Origin of the sequence: Sphingomonas aerophila (assembly GCF_014199305.1) — a bacterium.
Lineage (GTDB): Bacteria > Pseudomonadota > Alphaproteobacteria > Sphingomonadales > Sphingomonadaceae > Sphingomonas > Sphingomonas aerophila.
Window position 1 is genome coordinate 86,675 of record NZ_JACIJK010000013.1, and the last position, 15,583, is coordinate 102,257.

Annotated in this window: 11 protein-coding genes; 9 read left to right on the plus strand and 2 right to left on the minus strand. The window is 65.6% G+C overall.

The annotated features are described in order from the left end of the window. The first annotated feature begins 63 nt into the window (after window positions 1–63). The 9 genes from FHS94_RS17300 (at window position 64) to FHS94_RS17340 (ending at window position 12,966) form a co-directional block, all read left to right on the plus strand. Entirely contained in the window at window positions 64–1,440 is a 1,377-nt protein-coding gene (locus FHS94_RS17300) for a PepSY-associated TM helix domain-containing protein (protein WP_246348778.1), read from the plus strand. A gap of 137 nt (window positions 1,441–1,577) precedes the next feature. Then, window positions 1,578–2,438, plus strand: a complete 861-nt coding sequence (locus FHS94_RS17305; protein ID WP_184060220.1) for a TorF family putative porin — start codon at window positions 1,578–1,580, stop codon at window positions 2,436–2,438. Between the two features lie 100 nt (window positions 2,439–2,538). After that, window positions 2,539–2,628 carry a K(+)-transporting ATPase subunit F gene (gene kdpF / locus FHS94_RS17310; protein WP_184060222.1) on the plus strand — a complete coding sequence of 30 codons (90 nt, stop codon included), beginning with the start codon at window positions 2,539–2,541 and terminating at the stop codon, window positions 2,626–2,628. Between the two features lie 13 nt (window positions 2,629–2,641). Next, the gene (gene kdpA, locus FHS94_RS17315) at window positions 2,642–4,345 is read left to right on the plus strand and encodes a potassium-transporting ATPase subunit KdpA (RefSeq protein ID WP_184060224.1); all 1,704 of its coding nucleotides are present in this window, start codon (window positions 2,642–2,644) and stop codon (window positions 4,343–4,345) included. A 12-nt stretch (window positions 4,346–4,357) separates the two neighbouring features. Further along, window positions 4,358–6,385, plus strand: coding sequence for a potassium-transporting ATPase subunit KdpB (kdpB, locus tag FHS94_RS17320; RefSeq protein WP_184060226.1), 2,028 nt, complete (start codon window positions 4,358–4,360; stop codon window positions 6,383–6,385). A 12-nt stretch (window positions 6,386–6,397) separates the two neighbouring features. Then, window positions 6,398–6,973, plus strand: a complete 576-nt coding sequence (kdpC, locus tag FHS94_RS17325) for a potassium-transporting ATPase subunit KdpC (protein ID WP_184060228.1) — start codon at window positions 6,398–6,400, stop codon at window positions 6,971–6,973. Beyond that, complete coding sequence (locus FHS94_RS17330; RefSeq protein WP_184060230.1) at window positions 6,973–9,660, plus strand: sensor histidine kinase; 2,688 nt, start codon at window positions 6,973–6,975, stop codon at window positions 9,658–9,660. The genes kdpC and FHS94_RS17330 overlap by 1 nt, the downstream gene beginning before the upstream one ends. Before the next feature lie 3 nt (window positions 9,661–9,663). After that, window positions 9,664–10,350 carry a response regulator transcription factor gene (locus FHS94_RS17335; RefSeq protein WP_184060232.1) on the plus strand — a complete coding sequence of 229 codons (687 nt, stop codon included), beginning with the start codon at window positions 9,664–9,666 and terminating at the stop codon, window positions 10,348–10,350. 435 nt (window positions 10,351–10,785) lie between these two features. Continuing rightward, window positions 10,786–12,966, plus strand: coding sequence for a TonB-dependent receptor (locus tag FHS94_RS17340; protein WP_184060234.1), 2,181 nt, complete (start codon window positions 10,786–10,788; stop codon window positions 12,964–12,966). A 34-nt stretch (window positions 12,967–13,000) separates the two neighbouring features. On the opposite strand, the gene pncB is transcribed toward FHS94_RS17340, so the two are convergent. After that, window positions 13,001–14,305: a nicotinate phosphoribosyltransferase gene (gene pncB / locus FHS94_RS17345; RefSeq protein ID WP_184060236.1), complete on the minus strand. Its 1,305-nt coding sequence runs from the start codon at window positions 14,303–14,305 to the stop codon at window positions 13,001–13,003. Between the two features lie 175 nt (window positions 14,306–14,480). After that, window positions 14,481–15,233: a family 16 glycosylhydrolase gene (locus tag FHS94_RS17350; protein WP_184060238.1), complete on the minus strand. Its 753-nt coding sequence runs from the start codon at window positions 15,231–15,233 to the stop codon at window positions 14,481–14,483. Between the last annotated feature and the right edge of the window lie 350 nt (window positions 15,234–15,583).

Genomic DNA, 15,583 nt, shown 5'->3' on the forward strand with positions numbered 1-15,583 from the left:
ACGCCCCGCGCCCTCCCCGCCCGCGCTTGATTCGCGTGGCCCCGTCTTCCTGGGAGAAGACCCTTGACCAGTTCACCGGGCGCTACCGCGTCCGACCCGGCGTTCCGACCGCCGGCCCCGGCCGATCCGGGCCTGTATCGCACGCTGTGGCGCTGGCACTTCTACGCCGGGCTGTTTGTGTTGCCCTTCATCCTCGCCCTGTCGGTGACGGGATCGATCTACTTGTTCAAGCCGCAGATCGACCGTTGGGAGGAACGGGCTTTTCAAAATCTGCCGACGGCCGGCGCGATGTCCGCCGACCAACAACTCGCGGCGGTAATGGCGACAGAATCCGGCGCACGTTTCGACGCCTATCGCCTGCCCGAACGGGCCGGCGACGCGGCCATGGTACAGGTCACGCGGCCGGACGGGGCAACACGCCAGGTGTTTGTCGCGCCGGCAGGATCAGTGCTAGGCACGCTCGATCCGGCAACGCGGCTGTCGGACACGGTGTCGCGGATCCACGGGTCGCTGCTGCTTGGCCGCTGGGGGGATTGGCTGGTCGAACTTGCGGCCAGTTGGACCATCGTTCTGCTACTGAGCGGGCTATACCTGTGGTGGCCGCGACCGTTCCGGGCGGCGGGCACGCTCTGGCCGCGGTTGCGCCTGAGGGGGCGACCGTTGCTGAAGGACCTGCATCGCGTCACCGGCTTCTGGATCGCCGGGCTGGTCCTGTTAATGCTGGTCAGCGGCCTGCCGTGGGCGGGGGTGTGGGGCACCGCCCTTCGTATCGTTCGCACCGAACTTGGCACGCTCCAGGGCACGCAGGACTGGAAAGTGGGCGTGGCCGACCCGCATGCCGGGCATCACGGCGCTATGCAGGCTGCCTCGGCAATGCACCCGTCCACGACGCAGGGCCTGCCCTTGTCAGCGTTCGTCGCACGGGCACAGGGCGAGCGCATGGCCTTTCCCGTGCTGGTCCTGCCGCCACACGCGCCGCAGCGCTTCGGCCCGCCAACGGGTGACGTCTGGACGGTTAAGTCCGAGGCGCAGAACCGCCCGCTCGACCGCCAGGTGACCTACAATCCCGCCACTGGCGCGCTGGTCGGGCGCAAGGACTTTGCGGACCAGCCCGTGGTTGACCGCGTGGTGAATACGGGCGTCGCCTGGCACGAGGGCCAGCTGTTCGGCTGGGCCAACCAGTTGCTCGGCCTTTTTACCGCGATCGCCTTGATCGCCACCAGCGTCCTGGGCGTGCTGACCTGGCTGCGGCGGCGCCCCGCCGGCGCGCTGGGCGCGCCGCCGCCGGGCAGTGGCGCTCACCGCCGCGGACTGGTAGTGGCCGTCGTGATCGCCGGCTTGCTGCTGCCGCTGTTCGGGCTTTCCGTGTTGGTGCTGGCGCTGCTCGACCTGGTGGGGCGGCACCTTCTCGGGCACAGCAAACCCGCGTCGGTGAACTGACCCGCGGCCGGCAACTATATGCCAGCTATATGCGAAAGGCTTCGTTCGATCTCGAATTGCTACTCGGCGTGCGCCTAATCGGCTGCGCTTGAAGGCGCACCCGTTCCCGGGCTGCGCCACGCAGTTCGGGGGCGTACATGAAGCATATCTGGCCAATGGCGGCACTGGCCGCTCTGGCAATGCCGGCCACGGCCCACGCGCAAGCGGCGGCGGAGGGTAACACCGCGCCGCCGCCCGTGGTCACGGTCAGCGGATCGGCAACGATCGCGTCCGACTACCGCTTCCGCGGCGTGTCGCAGTCGGACCGGCAGATGGCTGTCCAAGGCGGCATTACGGTCGCGCACGAGAGTGGACTCTACGTCGGCACCTGGGCGTCCAACCTCGCGGGCTGGGGCACGTTTGGCGGCTCCAACATGGAACTCGACCTGATCGGTGGGTACAAGGCCAAGCTCGCCGACAACGCCACGCTTGATGTCGGCCTGACCTGGTATGTTTATCCGGGCGGGGCGGACAAGACCGACTTTGCAGAACACTATGCCAAGCTCACCGGCACGGCCGGCCCCGCCACGCTGACTGCAGGCGTCGCATACGCGCCCAAGCAGCAGGCGACCGGCAGATGGTACAACAGCGGCGCGGACGCGGCGGCCGGCATCTATAATCGCCCGGGCGCGAAGGACGACAATCTATATCTGTGGGGCGACGGCGCAGTCGGGGTGGCGGGCACACCGCTGACGGCGAAAGCGCATGTGGGGCATAGTTGGGGGCAGGACGGCCTCGGCCCGAACGCCACCGCCGTATCGCCGACGGGCAGCTATTGGGATTGGTCGCTCGGCGCTGATGCGACCTACAGAAACCTGACGCTGAACCTGTCCTACGTCGACACGGACATCTCGCGCCGCGGCGCGGCCTATCTCCAGCCCAGCTTCAGCAAGGGCCAGGACGGAACCGGCTCCATCGCCGGCAGCACCGTGCTCGCCTCACTGACAGCGGCCTTCTGAGGGGGAACTCCGATGCAGGACCTCCTCTGGCTCGCGATCATGCTGGGCCTGGTCGCGCTGACGCTCGCTTATGTCCGCCTGTGTGAAAAGGCCTGACGCGATGACTATCGACCTTTGGCTTGCCGCGCTGACCGCACTCGGTCTCCTTATCTATCTCGTGGCGGTGCTGATCCGTCCCGAGCGCTTCTGAAGGGAGCGTTTCGATGACCATCCAAGGTTGGCTGCTGATCGCGGCCTTTCTCGGCATTCTGCTGGCGTTGACCAAACCCATGGGGCTTTGGCTCCACGCGCTCTACGAGGGCCGCCGCACGCCGCTTCATCTGGCGCTCGGCCCGGTCGAGCGCGGCTTTTATCGCCTGTCGGGCATCGACCCCGACCGCGAACAGAGCTGGCGCGGCTACGCTATCCACATGCTGATCTTCAGCGCGGTGACGACGTTGTTCACCTATGCCGTGCTGCGGCTGCAGGCGTTTCTGCCGCTGAACACCCCGGGCCTCGCCGGCATCGGGCCAGATGGCGCGTTCAATACTGCGATCAGCTTCGCGACGAATACCAACTGGCAGTGGTATTCTGGCGAGGCAGCGATGTCGAACCTGTCCCAGATGTTGGGACTGGCGATCCACAACTTCCTGTCTGCAGCCGTCGGCATCTCGCTCGCGTTCGCGCTCTTTCGTGGCTTCGCACGACGGGAGAGCGGAACGATCGGCAATTTCTGGGCCGACCTGACGCGCGTGACCTTGTACTTGTTGTTGCCGATTTGCGTGGTCTACGCCCTTGTGCTGATCGCCGGCGGCGTTCCGCAAACGCTGACACAGCAAGTCACCGCCACGACGCTGGAGGGCGCGCAGCAAACGATCGCGCTGGGCCCCGTCGCTAGCCAGGAAGCGATCAAGATGCTCGGCACCAATGGCGGCGGCTTCTACAATGGCAATTCGGCCCATCCTTTCGAGAACCCGAGCGACTGGACCAACCTTCTCCAGATGCTGTCGATCTTCACGATCGGCTTTGGCCTGACCTGGCTGTTCGGCAAGGCTGTGGGCAACACGCGCCAGGGCTGGGCCATCCTGTCGGCCATGATCGTCCTGTTCCTGGTTGGCGTTACCGTCGCCTATGGCGCGGAGGCTACCGGTAATCCGGTGCTCCACCAGTTGGGCGTGCCCGGTGGCAACATGGAGGGCAAGGAGGTGCGCTTCGGCATCGCTGCGTCCGCCCTCTTCTCCGTCGTGACCACGGCCGCATCGTGCGGCGCCGTCAACGCCATGCTCGACAGCTTCACCCCGCTCGGCGGTTTGGTGCCCCTGTTCAACATGCAATTAGGCGAAGTGGTGGTCGGCGGCGTCGGCGCCGGCATCTATGGCTTCCTGCTGTTCGCAATCCTGGCGGTGTTCGTCGCTGGGCTGATGGTCGGCCGCACGCCCGAATATGTCGGCAAGAAGATCGAAGCGCGGGAGGTGAAGCTCGCCGTGCTGGCCATCGCGGTGCTGCCGCTGATCATTCTCGGCGGAACGGCGGTCGCGTCGGTAGTGCCGGCGGGTCTTGCGGGGCCGCTCAACAACGGACCGCATGGCTTTTCGGAGATCCTTTACGCCTTTACCAGTTCGGTCGGAAACAACGGATCGGCCTTTGCGGGGCTGACCGCGGGCACCCCCTTCTACAACGGGCTGCTGGGGGTCGCGATGTGGCTCGGCCGCTTGTTCGTGATCGTGCCGATGCTGGCGATCGCCGGCTCGCTTGCCGCAAAGAAGCACACGCCGGCCAGCGCAGGTTCCTTTCCCACCACGGGCGGCCTGTGGATCGGCCTGCTGATCGGGATCATCCTGATCCTGGGCGGCCTCACCTTCCTGCCGAGCCTCGCGCTCGGTCCCATCGCCGATCATCTCAGCATGATCCGCGGCCAGCTTTTCTGATCGGGACGCCCCATGGCAGACACACAAGCCAAGAGCCTGTTCACGGCCGACCTGATGGTCCCGGCGATCAAGGCATCCTTCCTGAAACTCGACCCGCGCCAGCTCGTGCGCAATCCGGTGATGTTCGTCACCGCATGCGTCGCACTGCTGCTGACGCTCCTCCTCAACAGCGGGGGCGACGGGCTGTCGGGCGGATTCAAGATCCAGCTGGTAATCTGGCTTTGGCTGACGGTGCTGTTCGGTACCTTTGCCGAGGCACTGGCGGAGGGGCGCGGCAAGGCGCAGGCGGCATCGCTGCGCGCCACCAAGGCCGAACTTACCGCCAAGCGGTTGAAGAACGGCCGAACCGACCAGGTCGCGGCGAGCCAGTTGCGCGCCGGCGAACTGGTGCTGGTCGGAACGGGCGACCTGATCCCCGCGGACGGCGAGGTGGTCGAGGGCGTCGCGTCCGTCAACGAAGCCGCGATAACGGGTGAGTCCGCACCCGTGATCCGCGAAGCAGGCGGCGACCGGTCGGCCGTGACCGCGGGCACCCGCGTCATCTCCGACCAGATCACGGTGCGCGTCACCGCTGATCCGGGCCAGGGCTTTCTCGATCGCATGATCGCGCTGGTCGAGGGTGCCGAACGACAGAAAACGCCCAATGAGGTCGCGCTGACGATCCTGCTGGTCGGCCTGACGATCATCTTCCTGATCGCCGTCGGCACCGTACCCGCCTTTGCTCATTATGCGGGCGGGGCGATCCCGGTGGTGGTGTTGTCCGCCCTGCTGATCACGCTGATTCCGACCACCATCGCCGCCCTGCTGTCGGCAATCGGGATCGCGGGCATGGACCGGCTGGTGCGATTTAACGTGCTCGCCAAGTCCGGCCGCGCGGTGGAAGCGGCGGGCGACGTCGACGTGCTGCTTCTCGACAAGACGGGCACCATCACGATCGGTGACCGCCAGGCGTCCGAGTTCCGCGCCGTTGGCGGCACCACCGAGGCGGAGCTTGCCGAGGCGGCGCTGCTCGCCAGCCTCGCCGACGAGACGCCGGAGGGCCGCTCGATCGTGGCGCTCGCCCGCGACCTTTTCGACCTGCAACGTCCGCTGCCGACCGGGGCGGAGGTGATCCCCTTCACCGCGCAGACGCGCGTGTCCGGCATCCGGTTCGACACGACGCTGATCCAAAAGGGCGCGGTGGACTCGATCTTGCGGGCGAACCCCGGCACGGGCGAAACCGCCGCCGCGACCGAGCTGCGGCGCATCACTGACGAGATCGCACGCGCTGGCGGCACCCCGCTGGCCGTTGCCAAGGACGGCAGGCTGCTCGGCGCCACCTTCCTGAAAGACGTGGTCAAGGCCGGCATCCGCGAGCGCTTCGGGGAGCTACGCCAGATGGGCATCCGCACGGTGATGATCACCGGCGACAACCCGCTGACCGCCGCCGCAATCGCTGCCGAAGCGGGCGTGGACGACTTCCTCGCCCAGACGACGCCAGAGGACAAGCTGGCGCTGATCCGCCAGGAACAGGCGGGCGGCAAGCTGGTAGCGATGTGTGGCGATGGCACCAACGACGCCCCTGCCCTTGCCCAGGCCGATGTCGGCGTTGCCATGAATACCGGCACCCAGGCCGCGCGGGAGGCGGGCAACATGGTGGACCTGGACAGCGACCCCACCAAGCTGATTGAGGTGGTGGGCCTGGGCAAGCAGCTGCTGATGACCCGCGGCGCACTGACCACCTTCTCGGTCGCCAACGATGTCGCCAAGTATTTCGCGATCATCCCGGCGATGTTCGTGGTGCTCTATCCCGGCTTGTCGGTGCTCAACGTTATGGCACTGGGCAGCCCGAACAGCGCCATCCTGTCGGCGATCATCTTCAATGCGCTGATCATTCCGGCGCTGGTGCCGCTAGCGCTGAAGGGCGTTGCCTATCGCCCGATGGGTGCGGGGCCGCTGCTGCGTCGCAATCTGCTGATCTATGGCTTGGGCGGGCTGGTCGCACCGTTTATTGGGATCAAGCTGATCGACCTCGTCATCAACGCGGCCGGGCTGGCCTGAGGAGTTACCAACATGAACTCGCTTTCCTCCTCTCTTCGTCCCGCGCTGGTGATGACGGTGCTGTTCGCCCTGCTGCTCGGCATCGCTTACCCGCTCGCCATTACCGGGATCAGCCAGATGGTCTTCCCCGGACAGGCGAACGGCAGCCTGATTCGCGACAGCAAGGGCGTCGTGATCGGCTCGGGCGTTCAGGGCCAGGCCTTCACGACCGACCGCTATTTCCAGACCCGTCCGTCCGCGGCTGGCAAGGGCTATGACGGGTTCGCGTCGGCAGGATCGAACCTTGGACCAACCTCAAGCGTGCTGGTCGAGCGCGTGAAGGCCGATGTCGCCCGTCGCCATGGCGAAGGCGTGGGCATCGTCCCTGCCGACCTCGTCACCGCGAGCGGGTCGGGGCTCGACCCCGACCTGTCGCCAGCCGCTGCGCTGGCCCAGGCGCCCCGCGTGGCCCAAACCCGTGGCCTGCCCGAAGCACGCGTTCGCCAGTTGGTCGCCGCGCATGTCGAGCAACCGACATTGGGGTTTATGGGCGACCCGCACGTCAACGTGCTCGCCCTCAACCGCGCGCTGGACGCCCTGCGCCCCTGATGGCGGCGACCGGCCCAGCTGGCGGCGACGAGCGGCCCGACCCCGACGCCCTTCTGCGCGCCGCCGCGCAGGAGGGCCGCGGCCGTTTGAAGATCTTCCTCGGTGCGGCTCCCGGTGTCGGCAAGACGTTCGAGATGCTGTCGGAGGGAGCGGCGCGACGCCGCGACGGCGTCGATGTGGTGATCGGCGTCGTCGAGACCCATGGCCGCACCGAGACCGAAGCGCTGGTCCGCGGGCATGAGGTGATCGAGCGCCGCGCCGTGCCGTATGAGGGCAGGACGCTATACGAGATGGATCTCGATGCTTTGCTCGCCCGCCGCCCTCGCCTGGCGCTGGTGGATGAGCTTGCGCACACGAATGCGCCGGGCAGTCGCCATCCCAAGCGCTATCAGGACGTCGAGGAACTGCTGGCGGCCGGGATCGACGTCTATTCCACCGTCAACATCCAGCACGTCGAAAGCCTGAACGACGTTGTCGCGAGCTTCACGCGTGTTCGCGTGCGCGAAACGGTACCCGACAGCATCCTGGAAATGGCGGAGATCGAGGTCGTCGATATTCCGCCCGATGAACTGATCGATCGCCTGAAGGCCGGCAAGGTCTACCTTCCGCAGGAAGCGACACGCGCGCTCAACCACTTCTTCTCCAAGCCTAATCTGTCCGCGCTGCGGGAACTGGCGCTGCGCCGTGCCGCGCAGGCGGTGGACGCCCAGATGCTGGAGCATGTCCGCGCAATCGGCGTCGGGGGCACCTGGGCGGGCAGCGACCGCATCGTGGTCGCCGTGTCGGAGGTGCCCGGCGCGGAGGGGCTTGTTCGCGCCGCAAAACGGGTGGCCGATGCCTTGCGGGCGCCCTGGACCGCTCTTTTCATCGAAACGCCCCGCACTGCGCATTTCAGTGATGACCAGCACGCCCGTGTTGCCGCCGCGATGACGCTGGCTACGCAGCTCGGCGCCGCGGTGGCCACGGTGCCGGCGGCATCGGTGGTGGACGGCATCCGCGATTTCCTGACCGACGCACGCGCGACGCAATTGATCCTCGGCAAGTCCAAACGCTCGCGCTGGTTCGAGCTGCGCCACGGATCGGTGGTCGACCAACTGGTGCGCGAAACGCCTGGCGTCACGGTCCACGTCTTGCCCGTGGAGGGCGGCGCATTGCCGGCCATGAAGATGCCGTCGGCAACGCGCGGCTGGGGCAGTCCGATGGGCTATGCCCTGACCCTTGGCGGCGTGGCGCTGATCACCGCGCTCGCCAGCGCGCTGTTCCATGTTCTCGACCTGGGCAACGTCGCGCTTCTGTACCTGTTGCCGGTCATGGCGGCGGCGAGCCTTTATGGGCTGCGCACGGGGTTGTTCGCGGGCCTTGCATCCAGCCTTGCCTATAACTTCTTCTTTTTGCCGCCGACGGGAACACTGACCGTCAGCAATCCCGAAAACCTGGTGTCGGTCTTTGTTCTTCTTGGTGTGGCGATCGCAACCAGTCAGCTCACCGCGCGTGTGCGGGCGCAGGCAGACATCGCCGCGACCAGCGCGCGCGCGAATGCAACACTTGCAGGGTTCTTGCATCAGTTGACCGCCGTCAACGATCCGGCCGAGGCGGCACGCATCATCTGCGACGACGTCGGCCGCCTCCTCGAGGTGCAGGCTGTGCTGCTGACGCCGCAGCCGGGCGCCGGGCTGGACGTGCAAGCCGCAACAAGGGCCGACTACCGGCTGGAAACCATGGACCTCGCCGCCGCGAACTGGGCGATGGACACCGGCACCGCCGCGGGCAAGGGATCGGGGACGCTGGCGGCCTCCGAATGGTTGTTCCAGCCGATGAAGGCGGGCGGGCGGACGCTGGCGGTGCTCGGCATCGCGCATGAAGGGGCCGGCGACCCGGTCCGCGCGGACCAACTCCCCCTCCTCGCCAGCCTCCTCGACCAGGCCGCGCTGGTGCTGGAACGGCTGCGACTTGAGGTAGAGATGCGCGACCTGGACGCGGTTAGGACCCGCGACAGGTTGCGCCAGGCGCTGTTGTCCTCGGTCAGCCACGACCTGCGCACGCCGCTGACGGCGGTCATGGCGGCTGCGGCGCAGCTGCATCATGGCGCCACGCCAGAGCTGATCGCCATCGTGGAGAACGAGGCTGCCCGCTTGAACCGGTTCGTTGCGAACCTGCTCGACATGGCGCGAGTGGAGGCAGGCGCGCTCAATCTCCACGTCGACGCGATCGACCTCAGCGACGCCGTGACGGGAGCCGCCCATGACGCCCGTCGCGCGCTGGAAGGTCACCCGGTCCGGCTTGACGTCCCCCCCGACCTGCCCCTGGTCCGCGCCGACCCGCAACTGCTCCACCATTGCCTGCTGAACCTGCTCGACAATGCCGGGCGATACGGCAATCCGGGAACGGAGGTGGTCGTCGTGGGCACCCACCAATATGGCCAGCTGCGTCTGTCCGTCCGCGATCATGGGCCGGGCCTTCCAGCCGGTCGCGAAGCCGAGGTGTTCGAGACCTTTCGCCGGCTGGAGGGATCTGACCGTGTCGCTGGCGGCACCGGCCTCGGGCTTGCCATCGTGAAGGCCTTTGCCGAAGCCATGAACATGACCGTTGAAGCTCGCAATCGCCCCGACGGCAGCGGCGCGGAGTTCACGCTGGTGTTCCCCCCTGCCCTGATCGTGCGTGACATCGCACGGCAAAGCGTGACCTGAGCGATGCCGGCAACGATCCTGGTCGTGGACGATGACGGGGCCATCCGCCGCCTGCTTCGCCGCACGCTCGAACAAGCGGGCTATGCCGTGGTCGAAGCGGTCAACGGCCGTGAGGCGCTGGCCCAGGCAGCGGCCCACCATCCCGGCGCCGTCCTGCTGGACTTGGGACTGCCCGATCGTGACGGGCTTGGGCTGATCCCACTTCTGCGGGCCGCCGAGGGCAGTGTTTTGCTGGTCGTCTCAGCCCGCGAAGCGACGGACGAAAAGGTGGCGGCGCTTGACCTCGGCGCGGACGATTACTTGACCAAGCCCTTCGACACCGACGAGCTTCTGGCCCGCTTGCGCGTTGCGCTTCGCCATCGCGCCAGTTCGGGCGGCACTCCGAAAGTGGTGACGAGGGGGAACCTGGTCATCGACCTAGACCGCCGGACCGTGCACCGCGGCGACGAGGAGGTGCATCTCACCCGCAAAGAACATGACGTACTTTCTATACTGGCGCACCACGCCGGGCGCGTGGTCACGCACGAACGCATCCTGGCGGCAGCCTGGGGCGGTTACGAGGACGCCCGCATCGAATATATGCGCATCGTGGTCCGCAACCTGCGCCAGAAACTGGAAGTGCCCGGCCCCGTCGGCAGCCTCATCGCCAATGAACTAGGGGTCGGTTACCGACTGAGAACCGACGGCTAGCCGCGCCGCGCTATGGGCGCGCTATGCGAAACGTCGCAAACGATCTCGCAATGCTATGGAATGGGCGATAGCTGAACTGCCACGTCGGAGGATGTGGCATGCGGATCGACCGTGGAAAATGGGCGCTGGACCTTGGGCTGCGGCTAAGTGGGCTGGCCGCGCTGGTGGCCACATGCGTTGCGATTTGGTCGCTTGCCGAGCTTGCCCGGCGCCACCATTCCTCGGCTGCCTTTCGTGCTGGCCGTAGCGGCCTTCCCGGTCGCGAGCAGTGGCAGCGCGCTGCTCTGTCTCGGCCATCACCTCCTCGATCGCATCGAAGTTGCCGCGCGATGGCGTCGTCCCGGCGGCAGGAAAGCGCCATCGCGGCATCACGAACTGGGTTGATATAACAACACATGACGAATAGGCGGGCGGCCTGAGGTTGAGGGAAACGGAATGACCAAGTTCTTCGCCGCTGGCGCAAGCCTGTTCGTCCTTGCCGTCGCTACTCCTGCGGTAGCCCAGTCGGCCTCCGGCGGTATTGAAGCCATCAACACGGACCAGAACGCAGCTGGCGCGGCGGGGCCGACCTCCTCGGCTGCGCCGGAGGTCATCGTCACGGCACCCTTGCAACAGAGCGAACGCGACGTCCTGCAGGGCACGTCCGTTCTGACCGGGGAAGCGCTGACGCGCAGTCTTCGTCCGTCGATCGGTGAAACACTGGCGCGACTGCCCGGCGTGTCGGCCACATCATTTGGCCCAACCGCTTCGCGGCCCATCCTGCGCGGCTTTCAAGGTGAGCGCATCCGCATCCTTACCGACGGGATCGGCTCGATCGACGTGTCCAATACCTCCGTCGACCATGCCGTGGTGATCAACCCGCTGCTGGCGGAGCGCGTCGAGGTGCTGCGCGGCCCCTCCGCCCTCCTGTTTGGCTCTTCAGCGGTGGGCGGCGTGGTCAACGTCGTGGATACCCGCATCCCGCGCTCCGCACCCACGAATGGCTATCGCCTGAACGGCATTGCGAACTATGGTTCGGCCGCGAATGAGCGTTCGATCTCCGGCGCAGGCGACGTTGCGGTTGGCCAGCATCTGGTACTGCATGCCGATGGATCGTACCTGAAGACCGACGACCTCCGTATCGGCGGTTACGCCTTGTCGCCTGCCGCGCGCAGGGCGGCGCTGAGCCAGGTCGGCCTGCCGCAGGACAGTGAGGAGCCGATCGATTTTGCCGCTTCGGCGGCGATCAGGGGTAAGCTGCCCAATAGTTCATCTGAAATCTGGACGGCGGGCGTGGGTGCAAGCGTCGTCACCGACACGGGTTCGCTCGGCGTCAGCTACAGCCATTATGACGGCGTGTATGGCATCCCCGTCCGCTATGCGACCGCGGTCGGACAGGAGCAGGAGGCGCCGCGCCTGGACGTGGCCCAGAACCGGGTGGATCTCCGCGGTGAAGTCGAAGCCGGCGGCGGTTTCGTGGATCGCATCCGGGTGCGTGTCGGCCATGCCACCTATCGACATTTCGAACTGGAAAAGGACGGCTCGGTCGGAACAGCCTTCTACAACAATGGAACGGAAGGCCGGCTGGAGATCGTCCAGGCTCGCCAGGGCGCATGGAGCGGCGCGTCGGGGGTTCAGTATCTCAACAGGCTGTTTGATGTGGAAGGCGAGGAAGCGTTCCTGCCGCGCAACGAAACCAACCAGACTGGCCTGTTCACCGTCCAGCAGTTCGACTTTGGCTCCTTCAAGGCGGAGGGCGGCTTGCGTTACGAGTGGACTGACCTGACCGCCAAGAACGACCCCGATTCCCGCTTCTTCATCGGCCGGCGTAGCTTTAGCGCCCTGTCAGGCTCGCTCGGCGGATCCTTTGGCATCGGCGACAACATCCGTGTCGGCCTGAACGGGTCCCGCACGGAGCGCGCGCCATCAGCCGAAGAGCTCTTTGCCAATGGCGGCCACGCCGGAACGCAGGCGTATGAGCTTGGCAACCCGAACTTCCGCTTGGAAAAGAGCTGGGGCCTGGAGGCGACCTTTCACGCCCACACCAGCCGACTGAACCTCGACGCGTCAGCCTATTACAACTGGTTCACCAACTATATTTCGGAGAACCAGGCCGACGCCTTCGTTTGCGAGGCGGGCGCGGCACGTTACGGCGCAGCCGGTCGCGCGGTGGATCTACCCTGCTTCCAATACCAGCAGGGCAAGGCGCGCTATTATGGTTTCGAAGCCGATCTCTCCGCTTCCCTGTTCACGCTAGGCGCCACGCGCATCAACGCCGACATTCTCGGGGATTATGTCCACGCGAACATCGTCGACGTCAGCCCGGTGCCGCGCATCCCCGCACCCCGCGTGCTGGGCGGCTTTGAGGCGCAAGGCGACAAGTTCACCGCGCGTGCCGAGGTGGAGCATGTATTCGAGCAGAACCGGATTGCTGCATTCGAAACGCCCACAGACGGCTACACCATGGTCAATGCCAGCGTGAGCCTGTCGCCCTTTGGCCGCAGCAGCAAAACTCAGCTGGTGCTTAGCGCGAACAACATTTTCGACGTGACTGCCCGGCGTGCTTCGAGCTTTCTCAAGGACTTTGCCCCGCTCGCGGGTCGCGACCTGCGCGCGACCCTTCGCTTCGGCATCTGAGCGGGCGGCGGCGCCCGGTTATGGGCCGTGGTGATCAGACCCGCACGGCTTGAGGCATCTGACCTTCTTGCCCGAAGATGCGGCGGTAACGTTCGATCTCCGACGGCAGACCTGTCGCCTTTGCCGGATTGTCGGACAGCTTCACGGCTGGGCGCCCGTTTGCGCTGGTGACCTTGGCGACGAGGGAGATCGGTTCGAGTTCGTGCCCGCCCGCCGGGTCGCAGCCGCGGAAGTCGTTGGTGAGGTTGGTCCCCCAGCCAAAGCTCATCCTGACGCGCCCATCAAAATGGCGGTAGGTGGCCTCGATGCTGTCGACGTCCATTCCGTCGGAAAAGATCAGCAGCTTGGTTTGGGGATCACGCCCCCGCTCCTTCCACCAGCCTATGATCTGCTCGCCACCTTCGATCGCGGGCAGCGAATCCGGCCGAACGCCGGTCCAGTCCGCGAGCCAGTCGGGCGCACCGCGCAGGAACGCGGCCGTCCCGAACGCGTCCGGGAGCGCGACCAGCAAGTTGCCATCATAGTGGGCTCGCCATTCCTCCAGAACACGATAGGGCGCAGCCGCGACACCTGCGTCATCCTCCGCCAGCGCTGCCAGCACCATCGGCAGTTCGTGTGCGTTGGTGCCAATAGCCTCCAGGTCATTGTCCATCGCGAGCAGGACGTTGGACGTGCCCACAAATCGGGAGCCGAGCCCTTCCTTGAGCGCTTCGACGCACCATCGCTGCCAGAGAAACCCGTGGCGCCGGCGAGTGCCGAAATCTGAGATGACGAGGTCCGGAAGCTCGCGAAGGCGCTCCACCTTCTCCCACAGCTTGGCTTTTGCGCGGGCATATAAGATGTCGAGCTCGAAACGCCCTTTGCCCTTGAGTGCCGCGCGCGAACGCAATTCGTTGACGATAGCGAGCGCAGGGATCTCCCACATCGAGCTGTGTGTCCACGGCCCTTCAAAGGTCAGCTCATATTGCCCTTCGCTCTTGCCCAACTTGTAGGCCGGCAGCTGGAAGTCGGCGAGCCAATCGATGAAATCAGGGGCGAACATCCGCTGCTTGCCATAGAAGCTGTTGCCGGCAAGCCAGATCAGCTCGCGCTGTGAAAAGCGCACCGTGCGCGCATGATCCAGCTGCTCGCGCAGCTCCGCCTCGTCGATCACCTCTGCAAGCCGAACCGACGTGCTGCGATTGATGAGGGAGAACGTGGTTCGAACCTCAGGGTGTAGATGCCGGATCATCTGCAGCATCAGAAGCTTGTAGAAATCGGTGTCGAGCAGGCTGCGCACCACCGGATCGAGCCGCCACCCATGATTGTAAACGCGGGTGGCGATGTCGGTGACGGGCATCAGCAGTCCTCAGCTAGGATGGCCTCGCGCTGGCAGTGCAGAGCAAGTCCGGCACTTGAACCCGGCGATTGTGCTGCCCGTTCCCTTTCATCCGTCTCGTTCTCGCCCAGATTGACCCTGTCACAAGGAAGCAGCGCGCTTGATCAGTGCTTTGCGTGACCGGGCGCGAGAGGCGTTACTGCTCACCCCAGGCGCTAACCCGGCGAACAAGCATGCTTTCACGAGTCACGGTCGGAGTGCCTGCCCATGCGCCCCCCATGGCCAGATCCATGATCAGGTACATCGGGCTGGTGAAGTCAGCCGGGGTCGCGACCGTGTTCGTCAGCTTGCGATCCACATAAAAGCTGATCGTGCTTTTGCGCCACAGGACACCGTAGGTATGCCAGCCTCGTGTGCATGGAGCAGACGAGGCAAACGAACCTGGCGTGCCGAGCACGATGCTATGGATCGTTTGATAGATCCTTCCGTCGCCGACGGTTTCGGCCAGATCGATCTCGCCGTACCGCGGCCAGAGGAACGAGGCTTCGGTCGGCAACATCCACAAGCCGGGCCATGCACCCTTTGTGCAGACCGGCAGATTGGCGTCGAACTCGAAATAGCCGCGCAACTGTTTGAAGCTGAACTTGGTCGAGGCATATCCACTCCGCCACTGACCGTCCGCTCCCTTGGTCGCCGTGATGGCGAGGTAGGGGCCAGGCTGAAGGCTGAACGCGGCATCGCTGACCAATGTGGCGTGGTTGAACATCGACGCACTGCCGCTCTTGTCAATCGTCCGCCAGCGATGGAGTGGGGTCACCTGGTCCGTCGCGTCGGGGCCAGCGTTCCACGTCGAAAACTGTTCGTTGAACGTCTTCGGCCCCTGTGGGTAGATCGTGGTTGGGACCGCCTGCACTGCGATCGCCTGAGCCATGAGAACAAAAAAGCTCACCAATCTTGCTCCTAACCTAAACACGGAATGCGTCAGGGAAGGAACCTGCCACCCTTGGCTCGGCGACGTGTTAATAATTCAAGTTGGTCGGAAAAGCGGTGAGACTGCGCCAATTCGGGCCGCGGCCGGTTACGGCAGGGCGCGGCGGAGATGTCCTAGGCCGTGGTCACGCTTGGCCCCGAGGTTTCGGCCGATCGTCACGACGAGCCAAGCCGCGATACCCTGGCCGAAGCTCCAGCCACGGACGTCCGCTCACGCCCGATTGTGTTGAAAAACTCGGCCTTGCAGTAGTTACGGTGGTCTGATTCAATCTTCGCGAGGCGAGCGGAGACGGACCCATGATGGGCGAG

Coding starts and splice junctions, on each gene's coding strand:
- FHS94_RS17305 (WP_184060220.1), top strand. CDS start 1,578: ATGAAGCATATCTGGCCAATGGCGGCACTGGCCGCTCTGGCAATGCCG.
- kdpF (WP_184060222.1), top strand. CDS start 2,539: ATGACTATCGACCTTTGGCTTGCCGCGCTGACCGCACTCGGTCTCCTT.
- kdpA (WP_184060224.1), top strand. CDS start 2,642: ATGACCATCCAAGGTTGGCTGCTGATCGCGGCCTTTCTCGGCATTCTG.
- kdpB (WP_184060226.1), top strand. CDS start 4,358: ATGGCAGACACACAAGCCAAGAGCCTGTTCACGGCCGACCTGATGGTC.
- kdpC (WP_184060228.1), top strand. CDS start 6,398: ATGAACTCGCTTTCCTCCTCTCTTCGTCCCGCGCTGGTGATGACGGTG.
- FHS94_RS17330 (WP_184060230.1), top strand. CDS start 6,973: ATGGCGGCGACCGGCCCAGCTGGCGGCGACGAGCGGCCCGACCCCGAC.
- FHS94_RS17335 (WP_184060232.1), top strand. CDS start 9,664: ATGCCGGCAACGATCCTGGTCGTGGACGATGACGGGGCCATCCGCCGC.
- FHS94_RS17340 (WP_184060234.1), top strand. CDS start 10,786: ATGACCAAGTTCTTCGCCGCTGGCGCAAGCCTGTTCGTCCTTGCCGTC.
- pncB (WP_184060236.1), bottom strand. CDS start 14,305: ATGCCCGTCACCGACATCGCCACCCGCGTTTACAATCATGGGTGGCGG.